16 protein-coding genes are annotated in these 25767 nt (G+C 65.5%); 8 read left to right on the top strand and 8 right to left on the bottom strand.

Features of this window, described 5'->3' with window-relative positions:
* Positions 1-34: 34 nt before the first annotated feature.
* On the bottom strand, positions 35-640 hold the full coding sequence (locus ACZ6YI_RS16280; RefSeq protein WP_465779575.1) for an OmpW/AlkL family protein: 606 nt from the start codon (positions 638-640) through the stop codon (positions 35-37).
* A gap of 89 nt (positions 641-729) precedes the next feature.
* A complete protein-coding gene (locus tag ACZ6YI_RS16275) occupies positions 730-1473 on the bottom strand; it encodes a cyclic nucleotide-binding domain-containing protein (RefSeq protein ID WP_440330131.1) in 744 nt (247 codons plus the stop codon).
* Positions 1474-1721: 248 nt separating this feature from the next.
* On the opposite strand from ACZ6YI_RS16275, the gene ACZ6YI_RS16270 reads away from it, so the two are divergent.
* The gene (locus tag ACZ6YI_RS16270) at positions 1722-2066 is read left to right on the top strand and encodes a carboxymuconolactone decarboxylase family protein (RefSeq protein ID WP_465779574.1); all 345 of its coding nucleotides are present in this window, start codon (positions 1722-1724) and stop codon (positions 2064-2066) included.
* Between the two features lie 109 nt (positions 2067-2175).
* On the opposite strand, the gene argS is transcribed toward ACZ6YI_RS16270, so the two are convergent.
* On the bottom strand, positions 2176-3921 hold the full coding sequence (argS, locus tag ACZ6YI_RS16265; protein ID WP_465779573.1) for an arginine--tRNA ligase: 1746 nt from the start codon (positions 3919-3921) through the stop codon (positions 2176-2178).
* A 143-nt stretch (positions 3922-4064) separates the two neighbouring features.
* Between argS and ACZ6YI_RS16260 the strand changes: the two genes are divergently transcribed.
* Positions 4065-5393, top strand: a complete 1329-nt coding sequence (locus ACZ6YI_RS16260) for an NAD(P)/FAD-dependent oxidoreductase (protein WP_465779572.1) — start codon at positions 4065-4067, stop codon at positions 5391-5393.
* A gap of 105 nt (positions 5394-5498) precedes the next feature.
* Here the strand turns inward: ACZ6YI_RS16260 and ACZ6YI_RS16255 are convergent, their stop codons facing one another.
* The 3 genes from ACZ6YI_RS16255 to ACZ6YI_RS16245 form a co-directional block, all read right to left on the bottom strand.
* Positions 5499-6359: an aldo/keto reductase gene (locus tag ACZ6YI_RS16255; protein WP_465779571.1), complete on the bottom strand. Its 861-nt coding sequence runs from the start codon at positions 6357-6359 to the stop codon at positions 5499-5501.
* Positions 6360-6444: 85 nt separating this feature from the next.
* The gene (locus tag ACZ6YI_RS16250; RefSeq protein WP_465779570.1) at positions 6445-8727 is read right to left on the bottom strand and encodes a hybrid sensor histidine kinase/response regulator; all 2283 of its coding nucleotides are present in this window, start codon (positions 8725-8727) and stop codon (positions 6445-6447) included.
* Positions 8724-9374, bottom strand: a complete 651-nt coding sequence (locus ACZ6YI_RS16245) for a response regulator (protein ID WP_465779569.1) — start codon at positions 9372-9374, stop codon at positions 8724-8726. The genes ACZ6YI_RS16250 and ACZ6YI_RS16245 overlap by 4 nt, the downstream gene beginning before the upstream one ends.
* A gap of 362 nt (positions 9375-9736) precedes the next feature.
* On the opposite strand from ACZ6YI_RS16245, the gene tviB reads away from it, so the two are divergent.
* The 3 genes from tviB (at position 9737) to ACZ6YI_RS16230 (ending at position 14451) form a co-directional block, all read left to right on the top strand.
* Positions 9737-11005, top strand: a complete 1269-nt coding sequence (gene tviB, locus ACZ6YI_RS16240) for a Vi polysaccharide biosynthesis UDP-N-acetylglucosamine C-6 dehydrogenase TviB (RefSeq protein ID WP_465779602.1) — start codon at positions 9737-9739, stop codon at positions 11003-11005.
* Positions 11006-11169: 164 nt separating this feature from the next.
* Positions 11170-12843: a GMC oxidoreductase gene (locus ACZ6YI_RS16235; RefSeq protein WP_465779568.1), complete on the top strand. Its 1674-nt coding sequence runs from the start codon at positions 11170-11172 to the stop codon at positions 12841-12843.
* A 207-nt stretch (positions 12844-13050) separates the two neighbouring features.
* On the top strand, positions 13051-14451 hold the full coding sequence (locus ACZ6YI_RS16230; protein ID WP_465779567.1) for a TIGR03013 family XrtA/PEP-CTERM system glycosyltransferase: 1401 nt from the start codon (positions 13051-13053) through the stop codon (positions 14449-14451).
* Between the two features lie 3 nt (positions 14452-14454).
* Here the strand turns inward: ACZ6YI_RS16230 and ACZ6YI_RS16225 are convergent, their stop codons facing one another.
* Positions 14455-15168: a J domain-containing protein gene (locus ACZ6YI_RS16225; protein ID WP_465779566.1), complete on the bottom strand. Its 714-nt coding sequence runs from the start codon at positions 15166-15168 to the stop codon at positions 14455-14457.
* A 108-nt stretch (positions 15169-15276) separates the two neighbouring features.
* On the opposite strand from ACZ6YI_RS16225, the gene ACZ6YI_RS16220 reads away from it, so the two are divergent.
* Positions 15277-16005 (top strand): hypothetical protein, encoded by a 729-nt coding sequence (locus ACZ6YI_RS16220; RefSeq protein WP_465779565.1) that lies wholly within the window; start codon positions 15277-15279, stop codon positions 16003-16005.
* Positions 16006-16351: 346 nt separating this feature from the next.
* Here the strand turns inward: ACZ6YI_RS16220 and ACZ6YI_RS16215 are convergent, their stop codons facing one another.
* Positions 16352-18853: an autotransporter family protein gene (locus ACZ6YI_RS16215; RefSeq protein ID WP_465779564.1), complete on the bottom strand. Its 2502-nt coding sequence runs from the start codon at positions 18851-18853 to the stop codon at positions 16352-16354.
* Between the two features lie 403 nt (positions 18854-19256).
* Between ACZ6YI_RS16215 and ACZ6YI_RS16210 the strand changes: the two genes are divergently transcribed.
* Positions 19257-21503 (top strand): hypothetical protein, encoded by a 2247-nt coding sequence (locus tag ACZ6YI_RS16210; protein WP_465779563.1) that lies wholly within the window; start codon positions 19257-19259, stop codon positions 21501-21503.
* A gap of 85 nt (positions 21504-21588) precedes the next feature.
* Entirely contained in the window at positions 21589-25662 is a 4074-nt protein-coding gene (locus ACZ6YI_RS16205) for an Ig-like domain-containing protein (RefSeq protein WP_465779562.1), read from the top strand.
* Positions 25663-25767: the final 105 nt, after the last annotated feature.

Raw genomic sequence — 25767 nt, 5'->3', positions numbered from 1 at the left:
CGGCATGAACGCGGGCGCGGACAAGCCGCCCGGATTACAGGCGGTAGCCGAAGCTCAGGCCATAGACCCAGGGATCGACATGCGCGGTGCCGACCCGTGCACCATTCACCTTCACCTTCGTGTCGATGTCCATGTAGCGGGCATCCACGGTGAAGGTCCAGCGATCATCGAGGCGGATATCCACGCCGGCATGGCCAGCGGCACCCCAGCTGTTCGCGAGCTGCACGCGCGTCCCATCCAGCGCGTTGCGCCCCTTCTTATCGAAGAACCACGTGTAGTTGATACCGGCGCCGACGAACGGTGACACCGTGCCGCCTTCCATGAAGTGGTACAGCACGCCGAGCGTCGGCGGTAGCTGCTTCACGCTCACCGCGCGCGTGCCATCCAGGCGTACCTCATGCTGGAACGGCACCGCGGCCAGCAACTCGGCCGACCAGCCCGGGGCGAAGCGGTATTCCACGCTGAACGTGGGCCGCGTGCTCTTGCTGATGCTCGACGGCAAGCCAGCGATCTGGCCGGTGTCTGATTTGGGATCGACGACATGGGCACCGAAGTGGAGCGTCCACGGCGATTCCGCGGCCTGTGCCGCGATCGGCGCGGCGAGCAGGATGGCGGCGGCGAGGGTCTTGAGCTGGAACACGGGGGAACTCCTTGTGGGCAGGGATGCCAGCCATCGGGGCCGGCACCGCAGAGGTTAGGAATCCCCTGCCCGCGCGTTCCTGATCGCGCTCAGTTTTTCCTGCGCTCACTCGTGGCGTCGGCGACGCACAGCGCATCGAGCAGGTCGCGGCGGTGGATGCGCAGGTGGCGGCCGCTGGCCGAGAGGACACCGTGCTCTTCCATGCGCCCCAACGCCCGGCTCACGGTCTCGACGGCCAGGCCGAGATAGCACGCGATGTCGCTGCGGCCCATTGGCAGGCGAACCGTGTCCGTAGGCCGCGACAACCTGTCGTAGCGTTCAAGCAAGCCACGAAGGAACAACGCGACACGTTCGAGCGCCTGCGGCCGGCCCATCGCAAGCACGTGTTGCTGCGTGCTTGCGACCTCGCGGCCCAGCTCGCGCATCATCTTCCGCTGCAGGCCTGGCAGCTGCTGGAACAGATCCTCGAGGCGCGCGAACGGCACTTCGCAGATGGTGGTGCGTTCGAGGGCGGTGGCGTCGGTGCGGTGCGTGTCGTCAAGCATGCCATCCACGCCGAGGATTTCACCCGGCAAGCGGAACCCAAGCACCTGCTGGCCGCCATCGGCATCGCCCAGCGCAACGCGTACGGCGCCGGAGCGCACGACGTACAGCGCATCGAACGGCTGGCCTTGGCGGAACACCGAGTCGCCGCGCTGGTAGGTGCTGCGCTGGCGCGTGAGGCGATCGAGACGAGCGAGGCCGCCTTCGTCGACACCCTCCGGAAGGCAGATCGCGTGGAGGCCGCATTCCGCGCAGCCGAGGCGTGCCTCCGGCGAAGCCGGTTGTGGCATGAGAGTCCCTCCTTGAGTCACGAAATGCGGTCGACGCCACGGTACCAGCCAGTTCGGCGGTGCCTTCCGGCGGTCAGGCCGGTGCGACGGACTGCCGCACTCGTTTGCCCGCTCCGCTGCCCAGGCGACCTCCGTGAGACGTTTCAGCCAAAACACGCGACATTCGAGCATTCAGCCGCGCACCCGGCGGTGCCATCATCTCTCCCACGACGACGCACCCCGCGCCGCCGCTCATCGGAGTCACGAACATGCTTGACTGGGTTGCTTACAAGAAAGAGCTCATGGGCCGCATTGGCGAGATCGGCAAGCTGAGCCCGGATACCCTCAAGGGCTACCAGACCCTTTCCGCCGCGAATGCGCATAAGGAAGGGTCGCTCGGCGCGAAGACCCGCGAGTTGATTTCGCTCGCCGTCGCCGTGACGACGCGCTGTGATGGCTGTATCACGGTGCACACCGACGCCGCCCTGAAGGCCGGCGCGACCCGCGAAGAAATCACTGAAGCCCTCGGCGTGGCGATCGCGATGAATGCCGGCGCGGCCCTGGTCTATTCCGCCCGCGCGATGGACGCGGTAGACGCGTACAGCAAGGCTTGATGCTTCCTGTGGGAGCGTGCTTGCACGCGATGGGTGCTCGCGACACCCCCATCGCGCGCAAGCGCGCTCCCACAGTTATATGGGGGCCGCGCGCAAGCGCGCCCCAAGGTTACATCCGGGTGGGCACGGCGATGCCCAGTAGGGTCAGCGCCCGCTCCAGCACCGCCAGCGCGAGCTGGCAAATACCGAGCCGTTGCGCGCGGATGGTGTCATCCGGCTCGCGCAGGATCGGGCAGCGGTCGTAGAAGCGGCTGAATCGCTGCGCCACGTCATAAGCCCAGGCGGCGAGGACGCCGGGTTGCAGCAGCTGCGCCGCTTCGCTGACCTTGCCACCGAAGGCGAGGCAAGCAAGCACCAGCTCGCGTTCCGCCGCCTCGCGCGCGAACGGTTCGAGGGCCCGCGTGTCGGCGGCCTTCTCCAGCACGGAACGCATGCGAACAACGGCGTACTGCAGGTACGGTCCCGTCTTCCCCTCGAACGCCACCAGCCGTTCCGCATCGAACACATAGCCCGACAGCCGGTCGCCAGAAAGATCCGCGAACTTCACCGCGGCGATGCCGATCATCCGGGCAAGCGCTTCCCGCTCGTCTTCAGCAACGCGCGCGGACGCATCGACGCGCTCGCGTGCCCGTTCAACCGCTTCATCGAGCAGATCGCGCAGACGCGCCACGCCGCCCTGGCGCGTCTTGAACGGCTTGCCGTCCTTGCCGTTCACCGTGCCAAAACCGGCATGGACGAGTTCGACACCCCTGCCTATGCCGGCACGGTGGGCCGCACGGAAGACCTGCTGGAAGTGCAGCGCCTGCCGCTGGTCGACGACGTAGACGACCCTCGCCAAGCCCGGCATGCGCGTGCGCGCCTGCAACGTGGCAAGATCGGTGGTCGCATAGAGCGCCGCGCCATCGCGCTTCGCGAGGAGCAGCGGCGGTACCTCGCTCGTATCGTCGGGCAGTGCCACGTCCACCACCAGCGCGCCGTCGCTATCGCGCGCGATGCCCCGCGCGCGCAGGTCGTCAACCAGCGGCGCGATCGCATCGCGCACGTCGCTCTCGCCGTCCAGCGCATCGAAATGCACGTCGAGCAAGGCGAAATCGCGCACCTGCGCATCGACGCTCAGCTGGCGAAGGTTGCGCCACAACGCGAGCAAGCCGGGGTTACCCGCCTGCAGCGCCGCCGTATCCGCGCGTGCCTCGTCCATCCGTGCGGGATCTTCCCGGCTCGCGGCGGCGGCTTCGGGATACAGGCGCTCGAGCTCGTCGAGCGTTACGGGCGCATGGTCTGGATACGGGCCATTGCCGGTGAAATACGCCAGCCCGGGCGCCTGCCGGCGGATCGCCGCGCTAAGCATGCCCATCTGCAGGCCCCAGTCGCCCAGGTGCGCGTCACCGTGTGTCCGCCACCCAAGCGCGCCATGGATGCGGCGCATGCTTTCGCCGAGCACGAGCGAGCGCAGGTGGCCCACGTGCAGCGGCTTCGCGACGTTGGGGCCGCCGAAGTCGAGCACGACCAGGCGGCCCTGCCCTTCATCCGCGACGCCAAGGCCCGGATCAGCCAGCGTGGCCGCGGCGACCTCGGCAAGGAAGGCATCGGCGAGGCGCAGGTTCACGAAACCGGGGCCGGCCACCTCGACGGACGCAAACCGCGCATCGGGCCGCAAGGCGGTCGCGATATCGTCGGCGATGGCGCGCGGCGGCCGCCTTGCGGCCCGCGCCGCGGCGAGCGCGCCATGGCACTGGAAATCCCCCAGTTCCGGGCGCGCCGAGGGTTCGGTGTGCGCGAGCTCCAGGGGAAGCGAAAGGGCGTGGAAGGCCGAGGCGAGAGCCTCGTCCACCTGTGCGATAAGGGACAGGGACATGCGATCTCCGGGACGATGACGAACGACGGCGCGCGTGGCACCGGGAGGGGGGGATCAGGTTCGTCGTCGCATGAATCGTGGCATGGGGTCACGGATTTACAGGAAAGGCCGAGGCTTCGCAAGCCAGCGACGGGTTAGGTTTTATGCTCTCGATCAGTATCGACCATTGGGAAGCATCCGTGGAATCAGGCAAGCACCGGGTAGTGATCGTCGGCGGCGGCGCGGCAGGCGTGGAACTGGCAACGCGGCTCGGCCGGCACGGCTCATGCGAAGTGGTCCTGGTCGATCGGGACCCGAGCCACTTCTGGAAGCCGCGGCTGCACGAGCTGGCCGCCGGCCTGCTGGGCGATGGCGAGGAGGCCGTGCCGTTCCTGGCCCACGGCACCACCCATGGCTACCGCTATGAACCCGGCGCGCTTCGCCGCGTGGATACCGCGGCAAAACGGATCGATCTCGCCGACGTGCACCTGCCCGGGACGGATGAACTGATCCTGCCCGCACGCTCTTTGTCCTACGACACCCTGGTGCTCGCGTTCGGCAGCCGCGTGAACGACTTCGGTACCCCGGGCGTGCTCGAGTACTGCGACATGCTCGACAGCCCCGGCCAGGCGGTACGCCTGCGCAAACGAATCCTCGCCCTTGCCCTGCGTACGGCGGGCGATCCGGCCTACAAGATCCGCATCGGTATCGTCGGCGCGGGTGCCACCGGCGTGGAGCTGGCAGCCGAGCTGCACCACGCGTTCAACGATATGCACCGCTACGGCGGGCTCTCGCCGGCCAGCAAGCTCGACATCACCCTGATGGACATGGCCCCGCGTGTATTGCCGGCGGTGGATCCGCGTACCTCGGCATGGGCGCAGCGCATCCTCGTGCGCATGGGCGTGAACGTGCGTGTCGGCGTCGGCGTCAAATCGGTGCAGGAAGGCTCGTTCACCCTCAACGATGGATCCCACGTGCCGTGCGAGATCCAGGTGTGGGCCGCGGGCGTGATCGGCCATGACTTCGTCACCGGGCTGGGCCCGTTCGAACTCTCGCGCGACCGGCGCATCATCGTCGACGCCCATCTGGCGGCGAAGGGTGTGCGCGATGTCTATGCGATCGGCGATTGCGCCTATGCGGCGTTCAGCCCGGAAGGCACGGTCGTACCGCCTACCGCGCAGGCCGCGCACCAGCAGGCCACGTGGCTGGCGAAGGCTCTGCCGCGGCTGGTCGCCGGCGAAACCGCACCGCCGTTCCGCTATCACGCGAAAGGCACGCTCGTCTCGCTGGGCGCGCGGCAGGCCGCGGGTGAAGTGCCCACGGTGCCTCCCGGCCGTTCGGTACTGCCGTTGCGCGGCTGGCTGGCGAAGATGCTCTACGTGTCGCTCGAACAGATGCACCGCGTGGCGCTGCACGGCTACGGCCGCGCCACCGCCCTCTGGATCGCCGACCGCCTGCGCCGCACGACCTACCCGCCGGTGAAGCTGCACTAAGCCCCGGCTCCTGTGGGAGCGTGCTTGCACGCGATGGGGCTTGTCGCGAGCACCCCATCGCGCGCAAGCGCGCTCCCACAAGTGCAGCTCCCACCAGCGTAGCGGTTACTTCACCGCGTGTTCGAGGGCTTCGTAGTCTTCCTGCGAGAGTTGCAGCGAGGCGCCCTTCACGTTTTCCTCCAGGTGTTCCGGATCGCCCGTGCCCGGGATGGGCAGCATGACCTTCGAGCGCTTCAGCAGCCACGCCAGCGCGACCTGGCCGTTGCTTGCGCCTAGCTTGCCGGCGATCTTCGAGAGCACCGAACCTTCTTTCGCGAGCGCGCCCGCGGCGAGTGGGAACCACGGGATGAAGCCGATGTTGTGCTTGTCGCAGTAATCCAGCACCTCCTCGCTCTGGCGATTGCCGAGGTTGTAGAGGTTCTGGACGGTCGCGACCTTGAAGTACTTCTGCGCTGCTTCGATCTGGCCGACGTTAACTTCGGACAGGCCGGCATGACGGATCAGGCCTTCCTTCTGCATCTGTTTGATCACGTCGAACTGCTCGTCGGCCGGGACCTTCTCGTCGACGCGGTGCAGCTGCCACAAATCGATGCGATCGACCTTGAGTCGGCGCAGGCTCATCAGCACGCCCTGGCGCAGGTATTCCGGCCGGCCGAGCGGTGCCCAGATATTCGGCCCATGGCGAGTCAGGCCGCTCTTGGTCGCGATGACCATGCCCTTGTATGGATGCAGGATTTCGCGAATGAGATCTTCACTTACATATGGGCCGTAACTATCGGCCGTATCTACGAAATTAATGCCAAGCTCAGGTAGTTTCTTAAGTGTGGCGCGGGCCTTCGCCGGGTCGGCCGGGTCGCCCCAGATGCCGTCGCCGGTGATGCGCATGGCACCGAAGCCGAGCCGGTTGACCTCGAGGTCGCCGCCGATCGTGAACGTGCCGCTTGCGGACGCGTTGATGCTTGCCATTCGATGGACTCCTGCGGGTTGGGAGGTAATTCCATCGTTATGGGTACGCGATTTCTTGTTTAAACGGGGCGAATGGCGATCGCGCTCAGGCGCGAGTGGCGGCCACCGCATGGAGCTGGTCCCGCAGGCGGTGGGCGTGCCGGTTCAACCTCTTCGCATCATCGGCGCCGAGCGCGGCAGACACCTGGGTGATAGCATCCTCCAGTTGTTCGACCCGTAGCACCAGGGCCGCGCCATGCAGCCGGTGCATCGATTGCCGGGCCGTCGCGATGTCACCCCGCCCTGCCGCCGCAAGGGCGGCCTCGAGGTCGCGCAAGCCCTCGTCGCGAAACACCTCGAACACATCATCCGCCTGCGCGGGCGGTGCCAGCGCCTCGCGCAGGCGATCGAGCGCGAGCGGCTTGCCCATCACCACATCGATCCCGCTCTCGCTGCAGCGCTTTGCGTGCTCCGCGCCGTGGTTGGCGGAAATGGCGACGAACAGCGTTCGCTCGCCGCCCACACGGGCTTCGTGGGCGCGCAATTCAGCAGCGATATCGTAGCCCTGCATGTCCGGCAACTCGCAGTCGAGAAGGACCGCGGCAAACCGACCCGGTTCGAACGCATCGATCGCGGCCTGGCCGTGGTCGGCGGCCACTGTATCGAAACCCAGGAAGCGCAACTGCGCCGCGATGATCTGCCGGTTTGCCGGGTGGTCTTCCACCAGCAGCACGGTGCCGCCGCCGCAAGCCACGTCTTCACGTGGGGCGGCCTCCGCAGCCGGCGCCGATGGCACGAGGCTCGTCGGCAACTCCACGCGTACCGACGTACCTACGCCTTCCTCGCTGCTCAGGACGAAACGCCCGCCGAGGCGCTGCACGATCTCACGGCAAATGCCAAGGCCAAGGCCCGTGCCACCGAGCCCGCGGGAACGTGCGCCATGTGCCTGCGAGAACGGTCGGAACAGCCCGCGCTGGCGGTCCTTCGGAATGCCCGCGCCGGTATCGAACACTTCGAAGACCAGCCGGCGCGGTGCGCCATCCTCCACGACCTGCCAGAGCGCGATGCCCACATGCCCTTGGTCAGTGAACTTCACCGCATTTGAAAGCAGGTTCTCGAGCACCTGCCGCAAGCGCGTTTCATCCAGTAGCAGCCAGGGCAGCGGCCCCATGGGAAGATCCAGGCGGACGGCGAGGCCCTTCTGTTCCATCGCGCCCGCATGCCCCTGGAGCACGTCCCGCGCAACGGCCAGTGCGTCGCATGAGGCCAGTTCCGGCGTGAATCCCTCCGATTCGCTGCGGGTGTAATCCAGCGCGCTGCGCAGCAATCCCTGCAGGTTGCGCGCGCTGGATTGGGCGATGGCCATGAGATCACGCTGGGTCTCGTCCATGGGCGCACGGGTCATGAGTTCGATCGACGACGCCACCGCGTTGACCGAGTTACGCACCTCGTGGCTCATGACCGCCAGCAACAGTGTCTTCTGCTCCTCGCCGCGGCGTGATGCCAGCTGCGCGCGGCGCATCTGCCAAACGGCGAACACGAGGGCGATGGCCAGGGCGACGCCCAGCCCGATCTCCACGCGATACACCGACGCGATGTGCGCCACCGTTGGCGCGCGCAGGTAGGCAGTCTCCAGCCATCGCTCGATCACCGCCTCGTTTTCGCCGGGGCTGATGCGGCCCAGGCTCTCGTCGATAAGCGACAGCAGCTGGGGCGCGTCCTTGTGCACGGCGAGTCGTACGCTCACCGGCATCTCGGGGATATCGCCGGCGATGCGCAGGCTCAACGCGTAGTCGCGGCGGACGATCGGATGGTAGGTGACGTCGATGCCCAGGCCCGCATCCGCGATGCCGCTCTCCACGGCGGCCAGCACCTGGTGCACATCGGCGAGCGGAAGCCGGCGGATGGACGGGTGCTCGCGGCGCAGCCAGCTGTCGTACTCGCCACCGCCCTTATAGGCCAGGGTCCGCCCGCCCAGTTCGTTTAGCGTCAGGCGTGCCGGGCCCACCGTGCGGGTGATCAGCAGCGTATGCCCCACGTAGAACGGATGCGACCAGGTCGCGTCGCTACCCAGGTCACCTACCAGGCGATCGGTGAGTGACGGCAACAGGTCGATACGCCGGGCCTTGAACGCCGCAACAGATTCCTCCCACGACCCGGTGTGCACGACGACGAAGCGCAGCCCGGTCTTGGCCTCGGCCAGCGTGAGGTACTGGGTGACGAGCGGATTCGATGCCTGCCCGCCGATGCGGCCGCCCTGCTGGTCATCGATGGCGATGCGTACGACAGGATGCGCCACCGCCCACTGCTTCGGCGTCAGGGGCGCATCCGCGGCGCATGCCAGCGAGGCGAGGCACGCCAGCAAGGCGCCTGCGAGCCACCGCTTCACTCGTCGCCTTCCTCCGACGCGCGCACATGCTCGCGCATGGCATACAGCTGGTTGTCGTTGTCGATGCCGAGCTTGCGGAAGGCCGATGACTTCTGCGCACTGATCGTCTTCAGGCTGCGCCCGAACTTGTCGGCGATCTGGGTGACGGTCATACCCTTTAGCAAGCAATGGATCACATCGGTCTCCTTGGGAGAGAGCTTGGGATCCGTCCCATCTTCCAGCACGCGCTCCAGCGCGGGTGGTACGTAAATGCGACCGGTCATGGCCGCGTCGATCGCGCGGATCACTTCGTCGGGATCCTGGCTTTTCGCCACGAACCCATGCGCACCGGCCGCGAGCACCCGGCGTACGAGCGGTCCATCGTCATGGGCGGAAACCACCACCACCTTCATGCGCGGAAAGGCCGAGCGCAACGAGCGCAACAGGGTGATCCCATCCGGGTCATCGGCGGCCAGCGAATAGTCGATCAGGGCGACGTCGACGGGCATCGATGCAAGCAGTGCCCGAAAGTGTTGACTGTTCGGGGAGCTGCCCACGATGGAAAGCGAGGGGTAGGTCTTGAGGTGCGCGACAAGACCTTTCAGGACGAGCGCATGGTCATCCAGCAAGGCCACGCGTACCGACCCGATGTAAGTGCGCGCGGACATCAGCGTACCCAAAGCCTGATTCTAGCCATATGCCTGACCACCCTTGGGGACTGGCTGGCGGAACCTTATCGCGGCCCCTGCCGGTTGTAAACGTTGTTTTCACGGGCCGGGCCGCCTCAAGCCATGCGTTCCGACCGGCGGCGGGGCATCGGCCATAAGTAGGAGCACGTAAGCGATACAGAAGAACGATAGCCCGCGTTGCTACGCTTTGGCCGCCCGGAAGTTCCGGATTTCTCAAGGCAAAGCCAGGGGTGGGTGCGGGGATGGATACAGAAAGCCGTTCAACAGGCGAGACCGTCGTCGATCACCAGGACGCCAGCACGCGCCCCTATGCCGCTATCGCCCCCTTCGTCGCACCTGCGCTGGACACGGTCCGGTTGGGGATTGTCGGCCTGGGTTACGTCGGGCTGCCGCTTGCAGTCGAATTCGGAAAGAAATACGCAACCCTTGGATTCGACATCAATTCACGACGCATTTCCGAACTGCGATCGGGCCACGACGCCACCCTGGAAGTGGATTCGAATGAACTTTCGGAAGCGAAGCGCCTGCGTTTCTCTTCCGCCATGCACGACCTCGCCGAGTGCCATGCGTACATCGTCACCGTCCCTACGCCCATCGACGACGCGCGCCGGCCCGATCTCACGCCGCTGATTCGGGCGAGCGAAACACTGGGCAAAGTTCTCAAACGCGGCGATGTCGTGATCTACGAATCGACGGTCTATCCCGGCTGCACCGAAGAGGTGTGCGTTCCCATTCTCGAACGCGAATCGGGACTCATTTTCAACCAGGATTTTTTCGCCGGTTACTCACCCGAGCGCATTAACCCCGGCGATAAGACGCATCGCGTTACGGGAATTCTCAAAGTTACCTCGGGATCGACCCCCGAAGTGGCCGATTTCGTGGATGCGCTTTACCGCTCGGTGATCACCGCCGGCACCCACCGCGCGAGCTCGCTCAAGGTAGCCGAGGCGGCGAAAGTCATCGAGAACACGCAGCGCGACCTGAACATCGCGCTGGTGAACGACCTGGCCATCCTGTTCAACAAGCTCGGTATCGACACCCTGGAGGTCCTCGAGGCGGCCGGTACCAAATGGAATTTCCTTCCGTTCCGGCCCGGCCTCGTGGGCGGGCATTGCATCAGCGTCGATCCGTATTACCTGACGCACAAGGCGCAACAGGTGGGCCACCACCCCGATGTGATCCTGGCCGGCCGGCGCACGAACGATGGCATGGGCCCTTACATCGCCAGCGAACTGGTGCGCCTGATGGTGCGCAAGGGGATCAACCCGGTGTGCGCCCGCGTGCTCATGCTGGGGCTCGCGTTCAAGGAGAACTGCCCCGACCTGCGCAATACCCGTGTCGTCGATATCGTCGCCGCCCTGCACGCCTATGGCGTCACGGTCGACGTGCACGACCCGTGGGTTCGCGCGGACGAGGCGATCCATGAGTACGGCATAGCGCCCGTGGACGACCCGCGCCCCGGCACGTACGACGCCGTCGTCGTCGCCGTCGGCCACCGGGAATTCGCCGCCATGGGTGCGGAAGGTATTCGAGCTTTCGGCAAACCGGCTTCAGTGGTGTACGACGTGAAATATGTCCTCCCCCGCGAGGCGGTGGACGGCAGGCTCTGAAAAACCCTGTGGGAGCGCGCTTGCGCGCGATGGCTCGACGGCAAGACCCATCGCGCGCAAGCGCGCTCCCACGGGTAAGCACCAGCTAAACGAGAGGGCGCACAAGCGCCCCGGGCACGAAGAACAAGAAACGCTGGGATGGCCCTCATCCGGGAGAAACGCTCGTGATTCTCGATTACCTTGACGGGTCGGTACCTGCCGACCATCAGGCCGACCTGTGCGTCATTGGCGCAGGGCCGGCAGGCATCGCCATAGCACGCGCCTTCCTCGGCACCCAGGTGCGCGTGCTCCTGGTGGAAAGCGGTGGCCTGGCCGGCGAAGACCGTACCCAGGCGCTCTGCGAAGGCACGGCCCACGGTGGCTCGCCGTTCGACATGGCCCACTCGCGCATGCGCGTGTTCGGTGGCAGTTGCACCTTGTGGGGCGGCGGATGTATCCCCCTTGCCGATAGCGACATGACGCCGCGCGAGTGGGTGCCGGACAGTGGCTGGCCGTTGCGCTATGCCGACCTGGAGCCCTGGTACGCGAAGGCGCGCGAGTTCTGCCAGATCGCGCCCGAGCATACCTTCGGGCCTGGCCAGTTCGATGGGCCCACGCAGCGCAAGCCGCTCGACCTCGATCCCGAGGCGCTGGTGAACCTGCTTTTCGCGCGGAGCCCGATCCTGTTTGGCGAGGCCTACCGTGACGAGATGCGCGCGGCACCGAACATCACGGTGCTGCTGCATGCGAACCTCATGGAGCTGGAAGCGAACGCTTCCGCCACCGCCGTGGTCCGCGCGCGCCTCGGCGCACTCACCGGCCGCCGTGGCCACATCAGTGCCCGGCACTTCGTCCTCGCCGCCGGCGGCATCGAGAACGCACGTCTTCTCCTGCTCTCCGACAGCGTTGCGCCCTGTGGCCTCGGCAACGACCGCGACCTGGTCGGGCGCTATTTCATGGACCATCCGCGCGGCACGATCGGCAGCGTCCACTCGGAGACACCGGATCGGCTTACCCGGCCCTATGAGCGCGCGATCGGCAAGGTCCGGCTGCCCGTCTCAGCCGAGATCGGCCTGGCGAACGCCGCGCAGCGCCATCACCGCGTCCTCAACGGTCGCGTCCACCCCTTCGCCGTGGAAGGTGCCCTGCCCAAGGGCATCCGGGCGCTGCGCAACGTGCGCGCAGCCCTGCGCCCGCCGAGCCGCGATGAAGCGACGTTGCTGGAAGCGCGCCTCTCCGCCGCCATGAGCAATGGCCCCACGGCGGCAGCGGTAGCGGTGCCGCCGAACCTCGCACTCAGCGCGGTGAGCCTGGGCCTGCACATCGGTGATGTCATCCGCGCCGTCGCCCAGAAAGTCGCCGACAAGCCGACCGTGAACAGCGAGCGCGTCGAACTCGTCGGTTTCTTCGAGCAGGCACCGAACCGGGATTCACGGGTCACGCTCGGCAACACCCGCGACGCCCTCGGCCTGCGCCGGGTCAACATCGACTGGCGACTCACCGAGCTCGACCGCTATACCTATCGCACGCTTACCTCGCTTTCCGGCAAGCCGCTGGCGGATGCCTGCGGGGGCACGTTCGAAGCCGCCCACTGGGCGACCGATGCCTCCGCCGAGCCGGAAGTCTTCGGCACGGCGCACCACATGGGCACGACGCGCATGTCGGCGGACCCGGCCAGCGGTGTCGTTGATACCGACGGCACGGTGCATGGCATGCATAACCTGCATGTCGCCGGCAGTTCGGTGTTCCCGACGAGCGGCTGGGCGTTCCCCACCTTCACCCTGATCGCGCTCAGCCTGCGCCTGGCCGACCATCTGCGCGTGCTGTTGGCTGCATACGAAGGCAGCGGCTTGGGTTGAACCCGTAAACCCCGTGATACACGCCTCGCAGCACCTCGCTGCGAGGCGTTGCCGTGCCCGGAAAACACGCGCGCACTGATACACGCGTGTTACATCCATTCGGCCTAGCCGTCGCGCAAACCACAAGTGCAATCGACACGCCCGTGCGCCGCGCCTAGCCTTCAGCGCATCAGCACGCAGACGCTGCGTGTACCAAGGGGGTTGCTGATGTTCCGTCTTTTCCGACAGCCGATCGTTCGCTGGCTGACGCTGCTCGGGGTGGTGGAGCTGCTCCTGCTGGCGCTCTCGCTGAACCTCGCGACCTGGATCCGCTTCGCCCCTTCGCCCGAGGACCTGCAGGCATCGAGCAACACGGTCATCGCACGCGCGGTGATGTTCGCCGTGGTGATCTTCCTGGGCATGGCCGCACTCGGCGAATACCGTGGCAACCTGCGCATGAGCTGGCGCGGCCAGCTGGCCCGCCACGCCATCGCCTTCATCCTCGGTGGCCTGGCGCTGATCGTCGGCTATTACGTGATCCCGCAGGCCTACGTAGGCCGCGGCGTGCTGGGCATGGCGCTGGTGTTCGGTTTCGTCGTGACCGCCGCCTTCCGCGGGCTGTTCATGCGCCTGGTCGAGATGGATGCGCTGAAGCGTCGCGTGCTCATCCTTGGTGCCGGTGAGCGCGCCGCGCAGATCCACACGCGCATGCGCCGCCGCTCCGACCGGCGCGGCTTCTTCCTCGTCGGCTACGTACCGGGCCCGAGCGATACCGCACGGGTGCCGCAGCCGTTGTTGATGCCCCGCGATGTCCCGCTCGCCGAACTGGCACGGCGCGAGCGCATCAGCGAAATCGTCGTAGGCGTGGACGACCGCCGCGGTTCATTGCCGATGGACGACCTGCTTGCCTGCCGCCAGCTGGGCGTGCAGATCACCGACCTGACCACGTTCGTCGAGCGCGAAGCCGGCCGCGTGCAGCTGACCATGCTCGATCCGTCGTGGCTGGTCTTCTCTGGCGGATTCAATGCCACGCCGTTCGCCCTGTTCGCCAAGCGGACCTTCGACATCCTCGCTGCCTGCGCGATCGCCCTGCTCTGCTGGCCGCTGATGTTAGGCGTGGCGCTTTCCATCCGCCTGGAATCGGGGCGTGGCCAGCCGATCTTCTACCGCCAGGAGCGCGTGGGCGAACACGGCCGCACGTTCTGGCTGTACAAGTTCCGCAGCATGCGCACCGATGCCGAGATGGATGGCGTCGCACGCTGGGCCAAGGCGAACGACGATCGCGTGACCCGCGTGGGCAAGATCTGCCGCAAGCTGCGCTTCGATGAGCTGCCGCAGCTGTGGAACGTGCTACGCGGCGACATGAGCATCGTGGGCCCACGCCCGGAGCGTCCGCAGTTCGTGTCGGACCTGGAAGGCAAGATCCGCTATTACGGCCTGCGCCACAGCATCAAGCCGGGCCTCGCCGGCTGGGCGCAGCTCTGCTACTCGTATGGGGCCTCGGAAGAGGATGCCGCCGAGAAGCTCAAGTACGACCTGTTCTACGTCAAGAACCACAGCCTGTTCCTCGATCTGGTGATCCTGATCGAGACCGTCGAAGTGGTGATCTTTGGCCGTGGGGCGCGCTGAGCCTCAGCGTGGCGCGTGGGATGAGCGGACGTGCAACGTCCGCAGCGGCGAGCTGTACCAGTCGACGACGCTGCCGCCTTCGAAGCGCACCCAGGAAGGACCGTATTCCCAGCGATCCGCGCTACGCAGCGTCGGTTCGCCCTCGATGGCCGTGACCTCGTTATCCTTCATGCCGATCGCCAGGCTCGCGGCGTCCGCCGCCGGCGCCACTACATCGGCCACCACCTCCGGCACGCCCTCGACGGAAGGATCCACCCGATCCGGATCCGGCACGAGCGCCCAAACGCCCAACCCCACGACCACCAACCCCGCCACAAGCAACCACCGCCGCTCCGTTGTGGGAGCGCGCTTGCGCGCGATAGGCGAAGCAGAAGACTCAACAGATGCCGCCCCCCTGTTAACCGCGACGTTCTCCTGTGGCGCGTCGTTATCGCGTGCGAGCGCGCTCCCACAAGAGCTTGCGGGTGGCTTGGGGGGTGGTGCGCCGGGGAGGCGGCCGTGCTGGCGGTGGAAATCCATCGCAGCCGAGTACTGTGCCATCAACCTTTGCAGCCGCCGTGCGGCTAACGCATCGGCGCGTTCGCCGCGGCTGCGCCGGTCGGGGTGCCATGCGGAGACATGCCGGCGGTATGCCTGCTTGAATTCCGCAAGCGAGCAGTCCGGCTCGAGCCGGAGCTTGCCGTACAGGTCGATGAAGTCGGTTTCGTCAGCCAGCATGCCAGGCTCCCCGGGTTGGTGCGCCGTGATCTCCGTGCCCAGCGCACCGCACAACGAAGCGTGGCGCAGTGCACGCGCCGTGACAAGTAGAACTTTTGGAGGATTTGCATGCGCTTGCCCTTGATCGCCGCCATCCTCGCCGCCGTGGGCTTCGGCGCCGCGCCCCACCTGCCGGCACGAGCCACCGAGCCGGGGCCCTCGCTCGGCGCACATGTCTTCCTTGGCCAGGGCGAGGGTCTCGGCGTGGATCCTGCCGTTACCCCCGCCATGGATACGGCGGCCACGGGCAGCGTGCTCATCGCCTTCAACGCGGGCTATGCCAGCAACGATGGCGACCCGAAGGACACCTACGGCAACCGCTGGAAGGGGCTCGGCCGCCCGCTGACCTACGCCAACTACGGCGAACGCTTCAACGTGCGCGCCTACGTCGCCCTCGCGGCAAAGGGCGGCGATGGCCACCGGCTGTCCATCGCCAAACCCGGCGAACCGAAGGGGGAGCTTTCCCTACCCTTCATCGAGGTGCGTAATGCCACGCGCGTCCAGGCGTTCGCGCAGAATTACGCCGATGCCACGCTCGTCGTGGCCAGCAAGGAAATCACCGTGGATGGCCCCGCCACGCTGCTCGCCTTCTGGTGGGGCGATGGCGGGGTCAAGCGCATGAGTGCGGTCCCCGGCGATGGCTTCACGCTGATCGACAGCTTCCTGGAGCTGCCCGACGAGAGCGGCGTGCAGGGAGCCGTGGCATGGCGTCAGGTCGACAAAGCAGGAACCTACCAGGTGCACTGGACCGCCGCTCCCGTACAAGGTGCCGCGCTTTGGATCATCGCCATCCGCTAGGCCGTGCGCATCGAATTCGGACGCATTGTCCGGAAGCGGACAGTGGACGGCCAGGCGGGAAGCGGGCTGCAGGCAGATAGGCGAATCCGGCACCAAATCGGTGTCCGGAATCGGACACGCGCACCTACAACGAACGGTGTATTTCTTCTTTTAATACAACAGCCTAACCTGACTACTCGATGCCCCGGACGCCCCGCGAATGCCGACGGAACCGGCTCGTTGGCCTGGTCAGCCCATGGAGGGGTTTACCGCCACCGACGCGAAACCGCGCAAGGACGTGCCCGGGATGCGCACGCGGAGTCCAGGGTGTCGAGAAGCTATCGCAGGCAAAAAAACATCGCACCGATCAGAACGAAACGCGCAGACCTGCGTAGCCCGCCCAGCCACGCATGCCATAGCTGCCGGTGAACTTCTGGTACGTACCTTCGCCGTACAGCTGCACGTGCGGACCAAGCTGGCTGGTGATGCCCGCCGCAGCGCGGACCGCGTTCCCCACCCGGCCACTCTTGAACCGCGAGCCGATATCCCAGTCCAGGCTGCTCACGTCGACCGTCGGGTCTCCGTTGCTCGCATGGATGAGATCCAGGCGACCATAGGGCGCGAACACTGGATTCGCGGACCAGCTGAGTTGTGCACCCAGCCGGGTGGAGGTCTGGCTGGCCCTGCCGAGGGTCACGTCCAGGCCATCCTTGTCGCGGAAGTCACGGAAGTTCATCTGCTGGTGCTTCACCTGCAGTTGCGGCTCGAGGATCCACGCGTCGCCGAGCATGAACGGCATGCCCGCCTCCAGCGACATCATCCGTCCGGTGGCACGGATCTTCGCGACCTCGTCGCCACGCATGGCGGTGGAAATATTGCCGCGGTAACGCGTGCCCGAAACCACGCCATCCATCCAGAAGCCGCTGCCGTGCTGCCAGGTCACCCATGCGGCGCCCCCGTTAGCCGTGTACTTCGAGGCACTCTGGCCATCCGCTGCCTTGGGCGTCACGCGCGTCGTGCCGTGGTCAAGCGCCCAGCCGGCGCGGAGCGAGCCGTTATCGCCATCCAGCGCGATGATGCTGCCACCGACCTGCAGCGCATTCACCTGCTGATCGAAGTCGTAGCCGAAGTTCTGGAACGAGAGGTTCGATGAGTAGTGCAGCTGGCTGCCGACATAGCGCGCGAAGATCTCGCCACCCACCGGGTCGCCCGATTCACTCTCGCGGATATCGCCCAGACGCTGGTGGAGGCCGTCGTTCAGCAGGTCGCCATACGTGAGCAGCGCGGCTGGCGCGGAAAGGTATGCCGGCAGCTGCGGAACCACTTCAACGCGTTGGCCAGGATCCGGACCCGGCCCCGGCTCGCCCGGAATCTCCGGCTCGCCAGGAATCTCCGGATCGACGGGAGCCACTGGCTCGCAATCCTTCTCGCACACGTAGCTGTTGCCCAGGCGGTAATCCCAGTTGAACCCGCTACCCGACAGGGCCTTCTGGTCCGGATCCGTTTCGCCCGGACCGAACGCGTACAACTTGTACTGATACGGACCGGCAGCCACGTAACCACCGGCAAGCTGGAACGCGTCGGCACGCGACGCACCTCCCACCTGGATCAGCGAGATACCCTCGCCGGCATCCACCCTGCCATCCCTGTTCGTGTCCGTCAGCGCGCCATCGCCGCGACCGTTCACGGTGATGCGGGTCGTGCCCGTCGTGGTGACGTCACCCTCGATGAGCAGGCGGTCGGTTTGCTGGTTGCCCAGCGCCCCGCCCGCGTTCAGGGCAGTATTGAAGACCAGGCTCCCGCCGCTTCCGGAAAAACCGCCGCGCGACTGTAGCGTGTGGTACGCCGTATCCGACGCCTGGCCGAGCGCTACGGTACCGCCATTGAGGGCAAGCGTCGTGACATCCGAGGTGTCGCGCAGCGTCCACGCCGAGTTGGCAGCCAGCGCCATGCTGACATTACCCGTGACCCTGGCCGTAAGCGCGGCCTGGTCGAGCAGCGATACGTTCGCGGAGGCCACCGCGTCGGTCACGATATCGCCTGCGATCGTGCTGGATCCGATATCCATGTTGACCGAAGCGTTCTGGTTAACCTCGAGCCCGATACCATTCGCGCCCGACAGCGTCGCGCCATTGCGCAAGCTGATCGATGCCACGGTCGGCGTGCTGTCAAGCTGGTTCACCAGGATGGCGCTACCGCTCGATCCCGTGACTGCGGATCCATCCACCACAAGCGTGCTGGTACCGCGCGGAATGGAGCGCGAATCCGTCGCGATGCGGATACCGTTGCCCTGGCCGTTCGCCTGCGAGCCGCCGCTTAGCGTCACATGGCCGCCAATGATATAGACGCCCGCCGATCCGGCGCGTGTGCCCGTGATCGTGGAGCCATTGGCGACGAGCGTGCCGTCACCGCCGATATTGGCCCCGTACGCGGCGCCCGAAACGACCGACCTCGTCACGGTGGCCTGCGCACCGGTCACGGCGGGGTTGCCCGTGTCATTGGTCAGGAGCATACCGACCCCACGCGCGCCGGTATCGTTCGAGACCACCTGGCTATCCGAGATGTTCAACACGCTGCCATTCACGGCGCGCACGGCGACGCCACTGGCAGCGACGATCGCGCTGCGGTCAACAGTGAGCGACGCCAGGTTGGCCGTGACTGCGTCGGTGACCGAGCCGTTGAGCAGCGTTAGTGTCGCGTTGGGCAACACATTGAAGCGCTCGGTCGATGCGTTGACGCTATCGAGGACCAGTGGCGCGCCGGGCGTGACGTCACGCGCGGCAGCGGTGGTGCCGACCATCAGGGCAACGGCGATGGCAGACGCAAGTGACGCGCGCCGCCCGAAGGATGATTGAGTCTTGGAATGCATGAGGGTTCTCCGGATTGGGCCGCGCAGCAGCACGACGCCTGCCAGGACGAGCTGGCAACGTAGGGACGAAAAAAGACTGAGGCACTATTGGAGCAGCGCGGCGCCGCCCATGCCATTGGGTCTTGTCCTAATTTTCCGGGGGAATAGCGTGCCGCGGCCCCATCGTGGCCTCCTCGGTGTGGTGTTCAACCGAGAGCGCGGTTCCGGCACGCCTCATATTTAGGAGAGCAGATAACCCGGATCAAGTAAAGCACGCGTGAAACCCTGACTGCATCACACGTTGCGTTTTTCCTGCCGTAATTCCACACGCGGCGCCTACAGCCGACGTCATATGGACGTCCAAACGCGGTATGCCTAGGCTGGCGCTTCCGGCACGCACGCTGGACGCCAAGGAGCACCACCCATGAAAAGGACCACCCCGGGCGGCACGCCACGCTGGGCCACCGTCCGCCCCTACAAGCAACCGAAGCGGCGCAAGATTCACTCGTCGCAAAGCATCAAGGCCGTGAACTCGTCCCCTGCGACGCCGGCCGTTACGCCCTATACGCCAGACCCGCTGCGCCCCACCGGCATCGATACGTTTTTCCCGACGTTCGAGGGTGATCCGCCGCCCGAGAACGCCAGGTACATCGACCTCGCCACCGAGGTGCCAGACGCGCTACCGAACGGCAAGGTGCCGGTCGCCGTGCTCGAAGGCGACCTCACGGTTGCGTGTGATCCGTGGGGAGGCGATCGTGAGTTCGAAGGCACGCGGCCAGGGGATATCTACATCCTTTACATCAATGGCAAGGAGAGCGGCTTCGAGTGGGAAGTACCCAACCCGATGCCCGCGCCTGGCGAAAAGATGCATGTCGAGATCCCGAAGGCTTATCTCGACGAGCTGCCGGATGGCACGAATACCTCCCTTATCCTGCAGATCGCGATGATCGGCATGCCTGGGGAGAACTTCTTCATCTATAGCCCTTTCTTGGCGGTCATCGATAAACGCACGCCGGGTGGGGACCATATTCCGCCGATCGAATTCGGTGAGGATATCGTGCGTAACGGCCTGACGCTGGCCAAGCTTCTGCGAATGCCCGGCCAGGTGTTGCCGGGCAAGATCGCCGTATACAACGACCAGGAAGCCGGTGACCAGTTATTCGTCTTCATGCGCCTGCGTTCCACCGGCCAGGTGTGGCCACTTGGCCCGTACAGGGTGAACTCCGCGACTTCTGAAACCGTGCTTGCCTTCAACCGCGCCGATCTCGAAGCCGTGGACGGCGCCGGTGTTGTCGATTTCTACTACTACATCGTCGACGACGTCGGCCGGCAAAGCGTCAATTCGCCGGACAGCCCGGTCAACATGCTGATCCGCGGTGCGCCGGAAGATCTTCCCGCGCCCATCGTGCCCGGCTTCTTCGACGGACTGGTCACGGATCCCGACGCGCGGCCAAGCCTCGAGATCTGGATCCCGGCGTGCACGCCACCCGCGCAGGTCGGCGACCGCTTCGTCGTGCGGGTCGACGGCCGCCCTGTGGAAACGGACCCACTTACCGCCGCCGATATCGGCAACAATCCCTTGCTCAAAGTCCCCTACCCTTACCGCCTGCTTGTAACGTTTGACGGGGGCCGCGGGCCGGAATTCATCGCGGATGTAGACTACGACCTCATCCGCGCGGGACTGGCGAGCCCGTCGTATATCAAGCCTGTCGACTTCAACCTGTCAATTCCGGGTGACCCTGACCCGAACCCGGATCCCGATCCCGATCCAGGCGTCGACCCGCCAAATCCGAACGACGCGCTCGGCAAACCTGTGCTTATCGGCAGCAGCGGTGAGCAGGATACGTTGCCACCGGGCGACGCTCCCCTGCCTGCGGTCGGCCGGGTGCCCTGGTACAACATACTGGGCAATGAATCGTTTGAAGCTGGTGACCGTATCCAGTTGTACATCGATGGCACGGGCGACGGAAACCGCGTCGGCGCCGAGTACGTCGTTACGGCGAACGATGTCCTTGCCAAGGATGATCTGGACCTCGACATCGCGGCGGGCGAACTCCAGGCATATCTCGGTCCGCATCGGTTCCTCTATGGCGCGACGCGGCGCCTCGCGGGCGGCCAGGATGTGACCGCCTACTCGCCGTCCAAGGACATCCTCATCAACGCCGAAGGCGAGCTGCCGGGCGCTGGCGAGCCGATGCTTGAGGCGGTGTTCGCCGGCTGGCGCATCGGTACCGTGCGTCGTTCCTACGCGCTGGGCGCCACCAGCTTCGTCAACGATGTCACCCCGGTACGCGTACGCCTGGAACAGGTCAACGTGGGCGTGGGCGACCGGATCGACTGGAAACTGACAGCGTATAAGTGGAATCGCGAGGTCACGCCCAATGTACTCGAACCGTATCCCGACGGTGATATCAACAGCAGCATGCCGGGTAAGGCCCCGTACCTGATCAAGGCCGGCGATCTGGATCCGAAACTCGATAACTCGCTGCCGCACCCGCCGCCTGCGCAGAACCCGCCAGGCGTACTTCGCGCCTACGTGGATCTGCCCTTCACTCGGGACGAGATCCTGCGCATCCTCGATGGCGCTGCAGACTTCGAGTACACGATCACCAATGGCGTCGGTAGATCTGAACCGTCCGAGAACACGCATGTCCTGATTGACCTGCGTTGATTCGGGTCCCGAAGCGAACAAGGCGGTGTAGAGCCGCCTTGTTCGTCCGTCCTGCCCACGCATTCCGTGACAGAAGGAATTTGTCATGTCCTACCGCACCCATTCCCGCACGCTCGGCACCTTCGTCATTCCGTACGTCCCCGATGCCGATAGAAACGGCGGCCTGGGCATCCGCTACGTGGGCCCCGGCGCCGTGGCCAGCGTGCCGATCCAGTTGCCGCCGTGGAAGCCGTATGTCGACGGCGACATCGTCGAATTGCTGTGGGATGGCAACCAGCTCGACCGCCGGTTGATGACCGCGCTCGATAGCGACAAGACCCTGCAGTTCGATATCGACCCCAACGACATCCGCCAGTATGGTGATGGCGAGCACCTGCTCATGGCACGGCTGACCCTGGCGATCAGTGGTGACACCAACGAATCCGACCCGGTCCCGGTCTGGGTCAAGACCACCCATCCAGGCGGCATCGACCCCGAGCCCGATACCACCACCATCAACGAGAAGCTGGCCACGCCCACCGTGCGGCCCGACCCGCCGACCAATGACCTGGACAACGTGCGCGTGGCCTTCCCGATGTATGAGAACGCCGCGGTCGGCGACAAGCTCACCGTATCCTGGCAGGGTCGTTTCATCCCGGTGCCACCGGCGCAACCGGTGCCTCTAACCGCAGCCGATCTGGTCAAAACCGAATTCGAGATCGCCATCCCGCGCAGCCTGATCGAGGATGCCGGCGGTGGCGACGATGTGCCGATCAGCTACCGCATCATCGATCGCGTCAACAACTCCTCGCTGTGGGCACGGTACCTGCGGCAGAGGGTGCCGATCGAGGACCCCAACGCGCCGCCTGCGCCGTGGGTCGAGGGCACGGTCGACGGCGCAGGCCTCGTGCTGCGCCTGATCGACCTGGGTAACGGCGAGGTAGAGGTCATGGTCGACGCCCGCCATGAAGGCAAGAAGGGCGAAACCATCCACGTGCATTGGGCCGGCACCGCCGCCGACGCCAGGCCCGTGCCACCCTACGACACCGCTCCGAAGACGATCACCCGTGACAGTGAAACGCTGTACTTCGAGATCCCCTACGAGCAGGCCCGCCTGCTCGGCGAGGGCAGCGTCGAGGTCACCTACGTGGTGCACCATGCCAATGGGACGACCACCACTTCGCGTCGGCGCACCCTCACCATTGAAGGCCAGGTCATCGGCCTGCTGCCACCGTTCGTGATCAACACCCCGAACAACGTGCTCGATGCCGCCCAGCACAAGAGCGGCGCGCTGATGGTCGCTCCGCTGCAACCGGATCTGGTACCCGCAGGCAGCCTGGTGACCTTTACCTGGGCCGGCGTCGACCCGGGCAGCACCGAGTCATTCGCCAGCGAAGGTAGCAACACCTACGGCATGATGCCGTACGCCAGCATCCGGGCCATGGTCGGCACCACGGTACGTATCAAGTACCAGGTCAACGACTTCAATGTCGAAGCTGACGCCACCGTACGACGCGAGGCACCCGGACTGCTGACGGTCTCCGAGTCGGACTGGATCACCCTCAACGTCATCGACAGCGACGCGGCCACGCCCGACCTGCCGCCGCCTTTCGTGCCCGAGGCGGACAATGACATCCTCGACCCCGCCACGCTGCTCGCCTACCTCTCGATCCCCAAACCGACGCCGGCCCGCGCCACCCAGATCGCCGCCCGCATCGAAGCAAAGGTGCCTTTCTCGCAGACCCTGGCCATTCGCGATCCGGCCAACCCGCCCTCGTTCCAGCTGCTGGGCACGACCTTCATCCAGCCCAACGACGGCAGCCAGGCCATCGCCACGTACACCCTCACCGGCGCCGACGGCTATGTCGCCCAATCGCGTCCCTATGCCTTCACCATCGGCCAGGTCACTCCCGAGCTACCACCGCCGACCGTCGACCAGGCCGACGGCAGCAACCTCGACCCGGTCAAGGCGAAGGATGGTGTCACCGTGCGCATCCCCGCCGAACTGAAGGCCGGCGACAGCGTGGTCGTGCATTTCGGCACGTGGAACAGCCAGGCGTACGCCTGGAGCCCGAACCTCGGCGTACCCGTGCCTGCCGGCGAAGTCGCCCGCTGGCTCGGCAGGGGCGTGGATGTCACCTACACCGTCAACGGCAACACGGATTCGCCACCGCTCACCCTCAGCGTGAAACCGATCAAGGATCGCGACCCGGATGTCCTCCCCACGCCGACCTTCAAGGAACTGGTAGACGATGTGCTGGACGTGAGCAAGACCGCCACGCTGCACGTCGACCCATGGCCGCTGATGGCGCTGGGACAGCGGGTATGGTGCAGCGTGCATGGCACGGACACGGAGGGCCGCGACACTTCGCTCACCATCTGGACCGCCGCGGGTCTCAACGCAAGCGAACTGGAGACAGGCTGCAACAAGGTTCTTCCGGCCGACTGGCTGAAGACACTTAAGGGCGGCTCCACGATCGCCATTGCATTTGCCGTGACGTTCGACCAGTCCGACCTTGAGGCCAACGCCGTCGTCTTCCCGGTCAAACCCTACCGTATCGCCGATGGCCTGCAACCGCCCGTCGTGGTCGAGGCCCACAATGAGAATGGCGCGAGTGTCGTCTACCCGTCAGATGTCGTGGATGGAGCGCACGTCATGATCCCGTCCGCTCTTGGCGCTTATGTCGATCGAAACGCCGCAATCCAGGCCCTGGACCCAGGCGAACGTGTCATCGTGCACTTTGGTACCTATGACACGCCCGAATTTGTATGGGTACCCGGTCAGTCAGTGACCATACCCGCCACGCAACTGGGCAAGCTGCTGGGTAAAACGGTTGATGTGTCCTATACGCGAATCCGTGACGGCAAGGAGTCACCCAAGGCTCCTGTCACGCTGCGTGGCCTGGGTCACGGCGACGACCTTCTTCCCAGGCCCTACATGGATCGGGCCGTGCAAGGGGTGCTCGATCTCGATTCGTTCACCGGCGACGCCATGGCCATCGTGCCACCGTGGCCGTTCCAAAGCGTGGGCCAACGTGTCTGGCTGACGCTGATCGGCACCGACGGCGATGACGAGTCGCTTTCGCTACCCCTCCTCACCGGCTCGCCGATAACGGCACTGGGCAGCGTGCGCGTCACCGCCCCCCGAAGCCAGCTCGCACGATTCAAGGATGCGTCTACCGTCCTTATCGAGGTAGCCGTGATATTCGACGGCTCGGCCAATGTCGAACAGGCCGTCCTCTTTCCCCTCGGACATTTCGTGCTCAAGGGCGGAGTGAAACGCTTCTTCATCGATCCATCCATGATGTTGCTGGCTGTCAACGATACGCAGCAACGCGAGGCCGTCGGTGGCACGCCACCGTATGAGTACGCCTCCAACAATACCGCCATAGCAGCGGTGAACAAGACAAATGGAACGGTCACGGCGAAAGCCGCCGGCCACGCCACGATCTTCGCGACCGACAGCGCGACGCCTCCGGCGAAAGGCGCTTATGAGGTCATGGTGACATTGGCGCTTTATATCGATCCCGCCACTGCGAACCTATTCATAGACGATTCGTTCACCCGCGATGCCATCGGCGGGCAACCGCCTTACCGTTACGTATCGAGCGCGCCGCATGTGGCTGTCGTGCTCGATACGACAAGGGGAGAGGTGCGCGCCCTGGCGACCGGCAAGGCAAGAATTACCGTGACCGACGCGGCGAACCACACCGCAGGCTACGACATCGACGTGAAGGTGCTCGAAGATTACGAGGACTTCGAACGGATGCCGGAGGGTAGAGTTCCTGATGGAACCGTCGTGCCGAGCGGGATTCTGAGGATCGTAGGCACGACAACATCAGTATACAAAATGATTTCAGACAACAACTTGCGCGTGGGGCCGGGACACGGCGCCACGGCAAAGTGGGTCCTGACCAGACCTGTGAAACGTGTGATCTTTAACTATGCGAATGCTGCATCGGGTGGGCTGGGTGAGATGGACACGGCCTCGTCCTCTGCATCACCTAGCGCGATCGGGGGAAGTAACATAGAAGTCTACGACGAAGCTGGCCAGCTGGTCGCCGGGCGTACCGGTGGTGGTGGTGGAACTTTCGAAGCCCCTGCGGGGCGGCGTATAAGCTTTTTCTTTATTCGGGCGAATTCAGGCTACTACGCCAAGAACATTAAAGTTTTCTACTGAGCATCCTGCGGTTCGATAGTCGGTGATCGATGGGCGACCCTTTGGGATACCCATGAGGTTGGCGAGTATCGCTTCGCACCGGGCAATGGGCACGGGCCGTCACGG

Source organism: Luteibacter sp. NPDC104163, from assembly GCF_055584245.1.
Note: the sequence above shows the minus strand (reverse complement) of the source record. Positions and strands in the feature narration are given on the sequence as shown.

Coding starts and splice junctions, on each gene's coding strand:
- ACZ6YI_RS16220 (WP_465779565.1), top strand. CDS start 15,277: ATGCGCTTGCCCTTGATCGCCGCCATCCTCGCCGCCGTGGGCTTCGGC.
- ACZ6YI_RS16215 (WP_465779564.1), bottom strand. CDS start 18,853: ATGCATTCCAAGACTCAATCATCCTTCGGGCGGCGCGCGTCACTTGCG.
- ACZ6YI_RS16245 (WP_465779569.1), bottom strand. CDS start 9,374: ATGTCCGCGCGCACTTACATCGGGTCGGTACGCGTGGCCTTGCTGGAT.
- ACZ6YI_RS16275 (WP_440330131.1), bottom strand. CDS start 1,473: ATGCCACAACCGGCTTCGCCGGAGGCACGCCTCGGCTGCGCGGAATGC.
- ACZ6YI_RS16260 (WP_465779572.1), top strand. CDS start 4,065: ATGCTCTCGATCAGTATCGACCATTGGGAAGCATCCGTGGAATCAGGC.
- ACZ6YI_RS16230 (WP_465779567.1), top strand. CDS start 13,051: ATGTTCCGTCTTTTCCGACAGCCGATCGTTCGCTGGCTGACGCTGCTC.
- ACZ6YI_RS16210 (WP_465779563.1), top strand. CDS start 19,257: ATGAAAAGGACCACCCCGGGCGGCACGCCACGCTGGGCCACCGTCCGC.
- ACZ6YI_RS16225 (WP_465779566.1), bottom strand. CDS start 15,168: ATGCTGGCTGACGAAACCGACTTCATCGACCTGTACGGCAAGCTCCGG.
- ACZ6YI_RS16255 (WP_465779571.1), bottom strand. CDS start 6,359: ATGGCAAGCATCAACGCGTCCGCAAGCGGCACGTTCACGATCGGCGGC.
- argS (WP_465779573.1), bottom strand. CDS start 3,921: ATGTCCCTGTCCCTTATCGCACAGGTGGACGAGGCTCTCGCCTCGGCC.
- ACZ6YI_RS16205 (WP_465779562.1), top strand. CDS start 21,589: ATGTCCTACCGCACCCATTCCCGCACGCTCGGCACCTTCGTCATTCCG.
- ACZ6YI_RS16270 (WP_465779574.1), top strand. CDS start 1,722: ATGCTTGACTGGGTTGCTTACAAGAAAGAGCTCATGGGCCGCATTGGC.